Annotated in this window: 8 protein-coding genes; 7 read left to right on the top strand and 1 reads right to left on the bottom strand. The window is 68.3% G+C overall.

Annotated elements, in window-relative coordinates; genetic code table 11:
• The first annotated feature begins 186 nt into the window (after window positions 1-186).
• Both ACFYUV_RS49445 and ACFYUV_RS49440 read left to right on the top strand, forming a co-directional pair.
• Entirely contained in the window at window positions 187-1407 is a 1221-nt protein-coding gene (locus ACFYUV_RS49445) for an FxsB family cyclophane-forming radical SAM/SPASM peptide maturase (protein ID WP_387682768.1), read from the top strand.
• A 10-nt stretch (window positions 1408-1417) separates the two neighbouring features.
• Entirely contained in the window at window positions 1418-2665 is a 1248-nt protein-coding gene (locus tag ACFYUV_RS49440; protein WP_387682766.1) for an HEXXH motif domain-containing protein, read from the top strand.
• Here ACFYUV_RS49440 and fxsT read toward each other — a convergent pair.
• Window positions 2619-5057, bottom strand: coding sequence for an FxSxx-COOH system tetratricopeptide repeat protein (fxsT, locus tag ACFYUV_RS49435; protein ID WP_387682764.1), 2439 nt, complete (start codon window positions 5055-5057; stop codon window positions 2619-2621). The genes ACFYUV_RS49440 and fxsT overlap by 47 nt on opposite strands.
• Before the next feature lie 238 nt (window positions 5058-5295).
• Between fxsT and fxsA the strand changes: the two genes are divergently transcribed.
• The 5 genes from fxsA (at window position 5296) to ACFYUV_RS49410 (ending at window position 12671) form a co-directional block, all read left to right on the top strand.
• Window positions 5296-5451: an FxSxx-COOH cyclophane-containing RiPP peptide gene (gene fxsA, locus ACFYUV_RS49430; RefSeq protein WP_358300759.1), complete on the top strand. Its 156-nt coding sequence runs from the start codon at window positions 5296-5298 to the stop codon at window positions 5449-5451.
• Between the two features lie 86 nt (window positions 5452-5537).
• Window positions 5538-7490 carry a tetratricopeptide repeat protein gene (locus ACFYUV_RS49425; RefSeq protein WP_387682762.1) on the top strand — a complete coding sequence of 651 codons (1953 nt, stop codon included), beginning with the start codon at window positions 5538-5540 and terminating at the stop codon, window positions 7488-7490.
• 152 nt (window positions 7491-7642) lie between these two features.
• Window positions 7643-8911: an MFS transporter gene (locus ACFYUV_RS49420; protein ID WP_387682760.1), complete on the top strand. Its 1269-nt coding sequence runs from the start codon at window positions 7643-7645 to the stop codon at window positions 8909-8911.
• Between the two features lie 11 nt (window positions 8912-8922).
• A complete protein-coding gene (locus ACFYUV_RS49415) occupies window positions 8923-11610 on the top strand; it encodes a P-loop NTPase fold protein (RefSeq protein WP_387682758.1) in 2688 nt (895 codons plus the stop codon).
• Between the two features lie 149 nt (window positions 11611-11759).
• Entirely contained in the window at window positions 11760-12671 is a 912-nt protein-coding gene (locus ACFYUV_RS49410; protein WP_387682756.1) for a CPBP family intramembrane glutamic endopeptidase, read from the top strand.
• Window positions 12672-12675: the final 4 nt, after the last annotated feature.

Here is a 12675-nt window from a genome sequence, read left to right as displayed (position 1 = left end):
AGAGTCATGACCTGGATGGACGTGATTATCGGCCGGCGCAATGACACCAGGACCTCGCATTTCATTGATTGGCGTGGCCGGTGTGCGATTCGAGCAGTAAAGCGATCACGGCCCGGCGCTGCCGGCCCGCGACGGAGCCTCCCCCATTTGCCCTGGGTCGTCTAGAATTGGCAGCGTTGAAGCGGGGTGGTCTCTAGCTTGACATCTAACGCAGAGAATCAATCATGGGAGTGGCCTTCAGCGCTCGATGTCGACGAACTGCTTCGTGGCGGGTGGCGGGCGCGACCTTTCCGGCAATTCCTTCTTAAAGTCCATAGCCGCTGCAATTTGGCGTGCGACTACTGCTATGTCTACACCCTGGCCGATCAGAGCTGGCGGGGGCGGCCGATGGTGATGGACCCTCAACTGGTCTCCATCGCCGCCCAGCGGATCGCCGAACACGCGGCTGATCATGATCTGCCGTCGGTGCGAGTGGTTCTGCACGGAGGGGAGCCGTTGCTGGCGGGTCACGAGTACCTCGCGAAGATCGTGGAGTTGGTGCGGTCCGAAGTGGGGCCGGGGCTGCGGGTCGAGGCGGTGCTGCAGACGAACGCGGTGTTGCTGGACGAAGCGGCGCTGTCGTCGTTCGACGCGATGGACGTCCGGGTGGGAGTGAGTCTCGACGGCGGTCCCAGGGAGAACGACCGCAATCGGCGGTTCGCCGACGGGCGGGGGAGCTACCCGGCGGTGATGCAGGGGCTGACACGGCTCACCAGCGAGAGGTTTCGTCACCTGTTCAGCGGGCTGTTGTGCACGGTCGATCTGCTCAATGATCCCGTCGAGACCTATGAGGCGCTGAACGCTTTCGATCCGCCGACCATGGACTTCCTGTTGCCTCATGCGACCTGGGACACGCCGCCGCCGGGATGGAGGAAGCCGGCTACGGCGTACGCCGACTGGCTCATTCCGATTTTCGACCATTGGTACGAAAGCGGCAGCGACAGCGTGATACGGATATTTCAGGAAATCGTGAGTCTGTTGCTCGGCGGCGGCTCGGCCAGCGAATCCGTGGGCCTGACGCCGTCCACGGTCGTCGTGATCGAGACGGACGGCACCATCGAGCAGACGGACTCCCTCAAGGCGGTACGGCAGGGCGCCCCCATGACCGGCTTGAACATCGTGGACCATTCCTTCGACGAGGCGCTCCGACATCCCGGCATGGTGGCGCGCCAGCTCGGTTGGGAAGCGTTGAGTGACACGTGCAAGGCATGCAAATTCGGGCGAGTGTGCGGCGGCGGGCTCTACACGCATCGTTACCGCTCGGACGACGGCTTCAAGAACCCGTCAGTCTATTGCGATGATCTGTATCGATTGATCGATCACATTCGTGAACGCCTCGTCGCCGACCTGCGCGGGTCGGTTCACTGAGGGGAGCGACATGCGGCTCGACTCGTACACCGTCCCTCAAGATCTTCTTGACCGGCTGGCGCGAGGGGGAGGTGGCGCGGAGGCAGCCCAATTCCTGGCCGAGACGCAGTACAGCAAGCATCTGCTGCTCCTCAGAGGGGTGGCGGAGGAAGGGCGGGCGGAAGCTGCCTATGATCGGCTCGCCGAGATCGCCGCACAGGCTCCTGAAGCGGTCAGGTACGTGATCGGCTATCCAGCGGTCGGTGCGTGGGCCAAGAGCACTCTGCGGGCATTGATCACTGGACGGGCGGATCCGCTGGCCGTGGCGCAGCTCGGTGCGGTCGCGGCGGCGGCCGCCTGCCGGGCCGGGCTACGGCTGCGGGTCCAGGTTCCCGCGCCGGGCGGGGTGATCACGTTGCCCTCGCTGGGGCAGCTCGTCCTGCCGACGGACGAGGACCAGCTCATCGAGCTGGAAACCGGAACGTCCAGATGCACCCCGCTCCATCGGATCCGCTCGGCCGACGGCGCGATCGAGCTGGTCGTCGACGATCTGGATCCGCATCGCTGGCCGGGCCCCACCGTGATCGACGGCCGCCTGCCGCCCGACGACCTGCGGCGCTGGCGGCGTCACGTCGCCGCCGCCTGGGAGCTCCTGGACAAACATCATTGGACGACCGCCGCTGAGTTGCGCGCGATCGCCCGGGTGCTCACCCCCATCAAGGCGGCCCAGAGCGGCCGGGACAGCGCGACGTCCCGCGTCACCTTCGGCACGGTGGCGATGTCGACTCCGCCCGATCACACCTGGCTCGCGTCGACGTTCGCGCACGAGCTCCAGCACGCCAAGCTCAACGCCGTACTCGACCTGGTGGAGCTGACGCTTCCGGACGAGCGGCGCTACTACGCGCCCTGGCGCGGTGATCCACGCCCGCTGTCCGGTCTCCTGCACGGCGCGTACGCACACCTGGGCCTGGCCGGATTCTGGCGCCGTCAGCGCGACTCCGAGCGCGGACTGCGTCCCCACATCGAGTTCGCACGCTGGCGCGCAGCCGCGCTGGAGGTGACGGGGACCCTGCTCGACAGCGGGAAGCTGACGCCGGTCGGCGAACGGTTCACCGGACTGCTCCGCCGTACCCTGTCCTCCTGGATGAAGGATCCGGTGCCTCCCGCCGCCGCCGAGGCGGCGGCGCGGGAGGCGGACGAGCACAGAGCGGCCTGGCTCGCCAGGAACGGCGTCACAGGGACAGCGGATCGAAGTCCCAGTCGATCCGCTCGCCCTTGAGCGCCCGGACCATGTCGGGCGTGGAAGTGCGAGAGATGCGCCGGAGGTTGTTCATGATCTCCGTTCGCAGCGCGGCCGCCTCCTCGTCGGCTCCGGTGTCGCTCAGGTCGATGGCGAGGTTGACGGCGCCGAAGGTGGTGAGGAAGTGCTCCTTTCCGAAGAACCCGCGCAGCCGCGCCAGGCTCTCCTCGCCCAGGCGGCGAGCGGTGTGGCTGTCGCCCAGCGCGGCGTAGTCGGAGGCCAGGTTGACGGCCGCCATGAGCGTGTACTCGTGCTCGGCGCCGAGGCGGGCGAGCAGGCCCTCGTACGCTTCGGAGTTCTCCTCCCGGGCGCGTTCGGGGTCGCCGCGAAGCCGGTGGAGGAGCGCGAGGTCGGCGCGGCAGCCGTAGGTGAACGGGTGTCGCGGGCCGTAGATCGTGTGATACCTCGGCAGAGTGTCCTTGACGAGCGCCATCGCCTCGTCCAGGTTGCCGGCCTCGCGCAGGCTGTTGGACAGCGCGATCGCGGTGGCCATGGTGTCGGGGTTGTCCCGGCCGAAGAGCTTTTCCAGGCGGCTGAGCGTTTCCTTGGCCAATTCCAGCGACGCGGTGATGTCACCGGCGCCACGCCGGGCGATGGAGAGGTCCTTGGCGGTCTTGATCACGATGGGATGTTCCGCGGTGAGCTCCCTGAGCCCGTAGGCGTAGACCTCCTCGCCCAGGTCGACGGCCTCCTCGTAGGCGCCGCAGAGCCGCAGCACCTGTGCCAGGCCGTTCCAGGCGTTCTGCACGTCCCACTTGCCGACGCCGTGGGTGGCGCCGCTCATCTCCAGGTAGGCCAGCTTGTGCAGGTCGCGCGCGGTGAAGTAGTCGCTCAGCAGCGCGTGGTCGAGCGCGAGGTTGTTGAGCAGGCGGAGAGTCACCGGATGGGTCGGGCCGAAGACGCGCTCGAAGGCCGCCAGCGACTCCTTGTCCTGCTTCTGAGCGGCGGCGAAGTCGCCCAGCGCGCGTAGTGAGGCGCCGTAGGAGTTGGCCGCGCCGAGGGTCTCCTCGTGGTCGGGGCCGAGCACGCGCTGCATCATTGCCAGCGTCTCCGCGTTGAGCAGGCGGGACTCGTCGAACTCGCCGAGTTGCCAGAGCACGTTGGCCAGGTGGCGGCGGATCCGGAGCACGTCGGGGCTCTCCGGGCCCGAGGCGGCCGTCCAGGTGTCGCGGAGATGCTCGGCGAAGGTCCTGGCCGACCGGTAGTCGCCCACTCGGTAGAGGAAGCGGACGAGCGTGATGCAGAAGTTGCGGGGATCCGCCTCGGCGCAGTCCGCGAGGCCGGACGGCTCGAAATGGGGCAGCAGCTCGCGGAAGGCCGCCCACCTGGTGGTGTCCTCCGGGTCGACGGGCGCGCCACCGGCCAGCAGCAGGTGGACTTCGTGCCGGATCTCGCCGCGTTCCCGCTCGTCGACCGAGTCGCGCAGCAGCGCCTGGATGAGGCGGTGCACCTGGACGGTGCCGGCGGCGGACTCGACCTTGAGCAGGGCGAACCGGTTGAGCTCGCCGAAGGCCCGGCTCAGCAGCAGCGGGTCGGACAGGATCGGGCCGATGCGCGCGGCGCCCTGGGTCTTGTTGCCGCGGCGGAACAGGTCGCGGGGGATCGGCTCGGGACCGAAGAAGGCCAGGCACCGCAGCACGGTGGCGGCCTCGGGCATGCGTTCCTCGATCGCCTGGACCGACAGTTGCCAGGCCGCGGTCATCGAGTGGGGATATTCGGTGGCCTTGCCCAGAGCGAGCAGCCGCCGTGTCTCTTCGCCCAGCGCTTCGAGGTACTCGTCGGTGGACAGGCCGGTCGTGAGCTGGAGCGCCGCCGCCTGCTCCAGCGCCAGGGGCAGGTCACCGAGCGCCTGCGCGAGGGCGTCGGCCTCGGCGTGGGGCATGTCGCGTTCGAGGCGCCTGCGGAGGAACTGGATGCTCTCGTTCCGCTCGAAGACGTCCACCGCCACGCTCTCGCTGGCCGCGCTCCAGCGGATGTTGCGGGAGGTGATCAGGACGTGCCCCGGCCCTCCGTCGGGGAGGAAGTCCTTGATCGCCTCGGGCTCGTCGGCGTTGTCGAAGATCAATAACCATTTGCTGTACGGCTCGCCGCGCTGGAGCGCCCTGCGCACCGAGGCCGCGGCCTCCTCGATGCCGACGGCGCTGGCGGGAGCGCAGTTGAGGTCGGCGGCCAGCCCCGCGAGAGCGGCGGGGACCAGGGCCGGCTGGTCGGCCGAGATCCACCAGACGAGCTCGTACGATCCCCGGAAGCGCCAGGCGAACTCCGTGACCAGCTGGGTCTTGCCGACCCCGCCGAGGCCGTGCAGGGCCTGCGGGACGGGCGTGTGCGCCACCACGGCTGCGGTGGTCGACAGGTGCAGGCTCTCTCTCAACCGGTCCAGCAAATGCTCACGTCCGGTGAAATTTCGGTTACGGGCTGGGATTTTCCCCCAGATGTTCGGCATCCGAATCGGCCCGTACTCGTTGACCTGCTCGCTCACGTGGTCCTCCGGCCATGGTCCTCGTTGCTCACATCTTATAGATTGATTCCTGAAAAATACCGACGCAGAATCGTCTGAAGAAGCAAATTGCGCGGAGCTGGTTACGGCTGACCGAAAACCAGGAGAATGCATGGAAGAAGAGAGCACGATCGGCATCATCGACCTCGGCGTCATCGACCTCGATGCACTCAGGAACCTTCACTCTCCGGTGCTCAGGCGAGCCTACCTGCGGCTGGCCGAAGACCCGGATGACCTCACCGTCGCCGGCTGGAGCTCGGCCATATAGTCATATCGATTGCGACAATTCTCCATCTGCCATCGGATGGTGCCTGTATTCCTGGCAGAATCGCGGCAATGGGGCGAGGCACGGTGATGAGATCCAGCAGCAGCTCGGTCCCGGATGCATGGCCGTATGTCGGTACGCGCGCCTACGCCAGGGCGGACGACGCCCGCTTCGTCGGCCGTGAGACCGAGGCGGCCGAGGTGGCCGCTCGCTGGCGAGCTGATCCGATCACGATCGTGCACGGCCCTCGTGGCGTGGGGAAATCCTCGCTGATCGCCGCCGGAGTGCTGCCCCTCCTCGATTCCTACAGCGCCGACGTGCTGCCGATCGGCAGGGTGTCACGGCGATCCTCGGTGCCGGCCGCACTCGCCGGCGGTGGCAGGAACTCGTTCGTGCTCGCACTGCTGTCGTCATGGGCTCCGCACGAGGCGCCGACGCATTTGTCCGGCCTGACGATCTCCGCCTTTCTGCGCACGCGCCCCCTGCGGCTGGACGCCTCCGGCGCTCCGGTGCCGATCATGGCGGTCGTCGATCAGGTCGAGGAGTTGTTCACCGCCCATGACCGGCAGCGCCGGCACTGTGAGCAGCTGATCGAGCAGATCTTCGCCGTGCTCGACGGCGACCTGCCCTTCCATCTGCTGATCGCGGTCGACGACGATCATCTGGATGAGGTCGTCCGGCACAGCCGCGTGACCACGCCTCCCTACCGTCTGGGGCCACTTCGGCGCGAACAGGCCGTCGCCGCCTGCCGAAAACCCTTGGAGGAGCTGGGCCACACCTTCGCCCCTGGAGTCGCCGAGGGGCTGGTGGACGACCTGGCCGACGCGACCGGCCAGGTCGAGCCCCTGCTGCTGCAGATCGCCTGCACCGCACTGCTGAGCCCGCCCCAACCCGAGCTGATCGGCGACCTCGACGGCCCCGACGAGGCGATCGCCGCCTACTGCCGGCGGCAGCTGGAAGAGGTCGCCGCCGACCACTTCCATGCCGACCCGGAAAAGCTCCGCACCCGACTGCGCGAGACCTTCGGCTCGCCGGAGGTCGTGACCTCGCCGAAGGCCGTGACCTCGCCGGAGGTCGTGACGGAGACAGCCGGTCTCCCGGCTCCCGTGCTGAAGGCTCTGGCGGACCGCTATGTGCTCGCGAGGGTGCCCGACGCTTCCGGCTGGCGAATCTGGCACGAACGATTGCTCCCCGCGTTGTTCCAAGGCGGCGCCCTTCCCGGCGGCGCGGTCCGCATCCGCCCGGACGAGCGCCTGCGGCTCGCGGAGTCCGCCGTGCTCGCGGGCGAGTTCGAGGTGGCCGCCCGGCACGGGAGGCTGGCGTTACGCGAGGCACGGCACGACGGCCGGCTGAGCGCCGCGATCGAATCCCTGCTCGGCGACGTGGCCTACCTGCGGGACGACCTCGACGAAGCGGTGACCCACTACCGCAGGGCCACTCAGCTGTATGTCGCGCAGCCGGGTACGGACGTGCTCGCGGCGACCCTGCTCACCGCCACGGGCCGGGTTCTCCTCAGGCAGGGCAGGACCGACGAGGCCATCCGGAAGCTGCAGGCGGCCGCGCGGCGCAGCCCGGACGATTCCGCCATCCAGACGGAGCTGGCCTGGGCGCTGTGGTACGGCGGCCACGAGCGCACCGCCGTCGACGTGCTCGACGACGCGCTGATGAGAGAAGGGAACGCGCCGGAGGCGCTGCAGGCGCGTGGCGAGATCCTCTCCGACCTGCAACGGCCCGCCGGAGCGCTGCGTGACCTGGAGCGGGTGCGTCCGCTCCAGCAACCCTCGACCCGGGCCGCGTACGCCCTGGCCCTCGCATTGAGCGGCGACGTGCACATGGCGGTTCGGGCCATCCCGCCCATGGAGACGGTCCAGGACGGCTCCACGCTGCTGCGCGCCGCCCGCGTCATGGAGGCCGCCGGCAACCACGACGAGGCGGTACGGCTCGCCCGCCGGGCGCGGCAGAGCACGACCAGCCCGCTCCTTCCGCCACGGCTGGCCGCCGAGGCAGACCGGTTGAGCGTGACCGAGCCCCGCACTCGTTGACAGCCACGCAGGTAATGTCCTGCACCGGGGAGTGCATCATTTAGTCTCTGACAATGCAGCCGCCGTCACCCCACCGCCGCGGATCACGGGACACTGTGCTTGAGCACAGGACGGCAGGAGTGGCGGTGGAGACCAGACAAGCTCCGAGTGGCTTGACCTCGCTGTTCGCCACCAACGCGGGCTTTCGCCGCTCCTGGACGGCATCGACGCTGTCGATGATGGGCGCGCGCACGCTGAGCGTGGCCTACCCGCTGCTCGCCATCGCGCTCACCGGATCGCCCTCCTGGACCGGCTGGGTGGTGTGCGCCGCCACGCTGCCCGGCCTGCTGTGTTACCTGCCGGCGGGCACGGTCGTCGACCGGGTCGGCCCGAGGCTCGTCATGACCTGGTGCGAGCTGGCCAAGGGCCTGTTGATGGCCGTCACCTGCGGTGCGTTGCTCCTGGGGAGCCTGCAGATCGAGCATCTGCTCGTGGTGGCCTTCGCCGAGGGATGTCTGACGGTGTTCTCGTCCGTCGCGGAGATCGCGCTGGTCCCGGCGGTGGCCCGCCCGGCGGAGGTGGACACGGCGCTCGCCGTGCACGAGACCACCGTTCACGCCGTGGGCCTGACAGGGCGGTCGCTGGGAGGGGTGCTCTACGCGTACGGCCCGGCGATGACCTTCCTGGCGAACGCGGTGGCGTTCCTCTCCGCGGCGGCCACGCTGGCCCGCACGCCGGTGCGGCGGACCCCGGCCCGGCCGGTCAGGCTCTCGCTCACGGAGGAGATCCGCGTCGGGCTGAGGGAGATCTGGACGAACGACTTCCTGAGGTCCGCGACGATCCTGACCGCTTTGATCAACTTGGTCGTGCAGGCGCTGACCGTGGTGTTCGTGACCCATATGACGCAGACACGGGAGAGCCCGGCGTTGATCGGCGTCATCCTGGCGACCGCGGGGGTGGGCGGGGTGGTGGGGGCGCTCATCTCGCCGCAACGCCAGAGGATCGCCGGGAAGGTGCCGGCCTACCGGCTGGCCGAGATCATCGGCCTCACCCACCGCGGCCGATCGATGTTGCTGGTGCACACCTGGGTGTGCGCGGCGGCGCTGCTGCTGGCCGTGACGACCGCGCTCTCGCCCGGAGCCTTCGCGCTGGCACTGCTGATGATCGGCGTGGCGGGTGGGCTGAGCAACGTGACGATCCGTACGGTGATCAGCCGGGTGCCGGCTGACAAGCTGGCTCGGGTGGCCGGCGTCTCCCGGCTGGTCAGCTACGGCGGAGGGGCGCTCGGCCCGGTGCTCGCCGGGCTGCTCTACGCATGCGCGGACGTGTGGGTCACCACCACCACATTGGCCGTCGCGATGGTCACGCTCGCTTTTGCCGCCACCATGGTTCGGCCCTTCAGAAAAGGGCTTTCGCCCGGCTGGCCCCCGCAGAAAGCCTGAATAATCAAGGCATGCCGATCGCGCGCTTATTTGTCGTGGTGGTCCTGGCCGTGGGCACGGGGTTCGGTGCTCCCCAGTTCCTGGACAATTCGGCGCTGTCCATCTCACTCGAGACGTTCCCGCGCGTGCCCGTGCAGGTCACCGTCGTGAATCCGGGACCGGCCGTGACGGCCCGCATCCAGGTCGCGGGCCCTGCCGCGAGCGCGGTGAGCGTCCAGGGAGGCGGGTCCGTTCAGCTTCCGGCGGGCGGGAACACGACCGTCACCCTGGTGCCCGGGCCACGGCTGCGTGAGACAAGCGGGCAACTGGTCCTCTACGCCGAGACCGGAGTGGCGCGGCGGGAACTGCGGGTGGTGCCGCGGCACCTGCTTCTGCGTTTGTGGCCCTTTCTCGCCGGTGGTCTGATCCTTGTGGGGCTCCTCGCCTGGCTGATGTGGCGCAGGCGCAGGCCGCGGGTGGAACCGGCCTCCTCCCTCAAGGAGGAGGAGCAGGCCCCGGCCGGATTCACGCACAGCGACGAGCCGGCGGTCACGGACAGCCTGGGGCGGGCGGAGTACGCGCAGGCGCTGGCGCTGCTTGCCCACTCCGCCTCTCCGCCCATGGTCATCGGTGTCTACGGCGAGTGGGGGATCGGCAAGACCTCCCTGCTCAAGCAGGTCAGACAGGTGATCGACGATCAGTACGGCGACTGCGCACACGTGTGGTTCGACCCGTGGCGGCACCAGTACGACGACAACCCGGTGCTGCCGCTGCTCCACACGCTCGTCGCGGAGCTCGGACTGGCGAAGAAGGAACAGGTGTCGCGCACGCTGCGGACCATCTCCGAGGTGCTCGGCTCTCTGGTGCTCTCCTCGACGGCCCGGGTGAACCTGGCTGACGTGCGCAGCAGTCTCAAGGAGTACGACGAGCAACATTTCCGTATTCGTTCGGATCGTGCGCGGCTGGATGAGTACCTCACCGATCTGATCGCCCAAGCTCTGGCGGAGACGGGCAAGAAGCGGCTCGTAGTGTTCATCGACGACCTCGACCGATGCGCCGGCGATCAGGTGGCCGGACTGCTGGAGGCGCTCAAGCTCCATTTCAACCGCGACAACTGTGTCTTCTTCCTGGCCGTCGCCAAGGAACCGCTGCTGGTGGCCCTTGGGGAGAAATACAAGGGTCTGCAGGTCGACCATTATCTGGACAAGATCATTCAGTTTCCGTTCGAAATGCCGAGGCTGTCAGCCGCCGCCTTCGACGACTATCTGCGGAGCCTGCTCCCGGAAGAGATCATGCCCACGCGCGACTTGCTCCGCATCGGGCTGCCACGCAACCCTCGGTCGATCAAACGGTTTCTCAACGTCCTGATATTGCAGGACCGGATCGCCAAGGCGAGGAAGCTGTCTCCGTACGACGTCTCCACCCTGGCGGCGATCCTGCTGATCAGGGAAGGAGACGGTGAGTTCTACGCCAGGCTGGCCCAGGACGCCAGCCTGTTGCAGCGGATCACGGAGGATCTCGACACCGCCGAGGAAGGACGGCAACTCGATTGGAGTCAGTTGCCCCTTCAACTCGTCTCCAGGTTCCGGGACTCCCACCGGGCTGTGCCCGCGGACGTGAGCGCGTACATCGATCTGGTGAGATCCACCCCCATCCCGGAGCACAGCGAGGAGGAGCCGAAGGCGGTGCCGCCGGTGGGGCAGCCGCTCGTCGCCGCCGCCAGAGGGGAGCTGGCGGAAGGACTCGCGGTGCTCGCCGAGCGGGTGGAGCGGCAGGTCGGACAGTTGCTCCCCGCCGGGGGCGCCGTGCTGGCGCAGGATCTCGACATGGACGGCCGGGCGATCACGCTGGACGACCTCGTCGCCCGCTGGGACCGGGGCCTGCTCGTGGTCGGAGCGTCAGGCGCCGGCAAGACAGTGCTCGCGGCCCGAATCACTCTTCGCCTGCTGGAGGAGGGCGGTGGTCCCGTTCCGGTCTTCGTGAGCCTGCGGTCGCTGGACCTCAGCCGCCCGGGGTTCGAGATGTGGATGACTCATGCGCTCGTCCAGCAGTACCGGACGCCGATCACCGAAGCCCTCGCCATGGTCAATCGGCAGCGCCTGATCTATGTGCTCGACGGGCTGGACGAGGTGGCCGACCCCGCCGACCGCGACAAGATCGCTCAGGAGGTGGTGCGCTGGCACGAAGTGACCGGGGCCAAGATCACTGTCACCGATCGCAATCCTGGCCAGGGCCATCCGCTGGTAGTGCACCAGGACTTCGTCAAGGTGCGGGTGAAGGGGGTCACCGAGCAGGAGATGTCGCGCCTCCTGGGCACGTGGAAGGGGTCGCAGGCGGACGCCGAGGAGCTCGCGGGCGCGCCCGCGCTGCTGGCCAACCTGTCCGACTCGTGGCTGCGCGAGGCGTCGGCGGAGGGGCGCGATCTCGTCGAACTCTACGCCGACCGTGCGATGGCGATGCTCGATGAGGGGCCCGCACTGCGAGAGATCCTGCGTGACGTCGCGCGACACCTGATCTCCCGGGATGGGACGAGCTTCGACGACGAGAGCCGGGAGATCAGAAACATCTTCCGGCACCACGGCAAGCACGGCCGGCAGGTGCCGCAGTCGCTGGAGGAACTGGTCAGGGCCGGGCTGCTCCGCCGGCTCTCGACGAACGAGTACCAGTTCGTGCACCACCGTCTGCTCAAGTACTTCGCCGAAGGGGGTTCTGGACAGTAGTGACCTGATGCCTGAGGGCCTTCGTCCGGTATCCCTCGTGAGAGCTATCGCTGTGTCCGTTCCAGGGGGATGGCATGCCCGGCTCCGATCCCTAGCCTCACTTGAGCCGCGGAAGACACCGCGGACATCTGATCGAAAGGATCGCGATCGTGGCGCCCCCTGAGCATCCGAGAATTGAGCATCCGAGAACCACCCCTTCGCACACCGGTTCGGCCACGGCCCGTGACCGGTTGCGCAGGTTCCGGTTCCCCGTCCTGCTGGTCGCGTTGTTCGGTGTGATGTCGGTGACGACCGGGATCAACCAACTCGTCTCGCCCGTACCGATCCTCGCCCTGCCGGTGGGGGTCGGCCTGGCCATCATCGCCGTCATCTGCTACCGCTGGTTGTGCCGGGTCGTCGAGCTGCGTCCGGACGTCCCCGAACTCGGGAAGACGCGGCGATGGTCCCAGCTGTGGCGCGGGATGTTGCTCGGGTCGGGCCTGTTCGCCGGGCTGATGGCGCTGATCGCGGTGTTCGGTGGCTGGCAGGAGCTGTCCTGGGGTTCCTTCGGCGGCTTCCTCGGCACCGCGGGGCTGATGGCCGGCGTCGCCGTGACCGAAGAACTGCTGTTTCGCGGGGTGGTGTTCCGCATCATGGAGGAACGTGCCGGCACTGTGATCGCCCTGGTCGTGTCCATGCTGCTGTTCGGTGCGATGCACCTGGTCAACGGCAACGCCACCCTGTGGGGCGTGTTCGCGATCGCCTTGACGGGTGGAGCCATGCTGGCCGCCGCCTACGTCGCCACCCGCTCGCTGTGGCTGCCCATCGGCCTGCACTTCGCCTGGAACTTCGCCCAAGCGGGGATCTTCGGTGTCACGGTCTCCGGATCGGCCGCGCCGCCCGAGGGCCTGCTGAACGTCACGCTGTCCGGCCCGACCGCGCTGACCGGCGGCGTCTTCGGCCCTGAGGCCAGCCTTTTCGCGCTGCTGGTCTGCTTGGCGCCCACGATTCTCCTGCTGCGGCGGGCCGCCCGCGCCGGCCGGATCCGGCCTCGGCCGCACCGCGCCGAGCCCTCCGCCTGACCGC

Source organism: Nonomuraea sp. NPDC003560 (assembly GCF_042878785.1).
Classification (GTDB): Bacteria; Actinomycetota; Actinomycetes; order Streptosporangiales; family Streptosporangiaceae; genus Nonomuraea.
This window is presented reverse-complemented; position numbering and strand designations above follow the sequence as displayed.

Coding starts and splice junctions, on each gene's coding strand:
- ACFYUV_RS49440 (WP_387682766.1), top strand. CDS start 1,418: ATGCGGCTCGACTCGTACACCGTCCCTCAAGATCTTCTTGACCGGCTG.
- fxsA (WP_358300759.1), top strand. CDS start 5,296: ATGGAAGAAGAGAGCACGATCGGCATCATCGACCTCGGCGTCATCGAC.
- ACFYUV_RS49425 (WP_387682762.1), top strand. CDS start 5,538: ATGAGATCCAGCAGCAGCTCGGTCCCGGATGCATGGCCGTATGTCGGT.
- ACFYUV_RS49415 (WP_387682758.1), top strand. CDS start 8,923: ATGCCGATCGCGCGCTTATTTGTCGTGGTGGTCCTGGCCGTGGGCACG.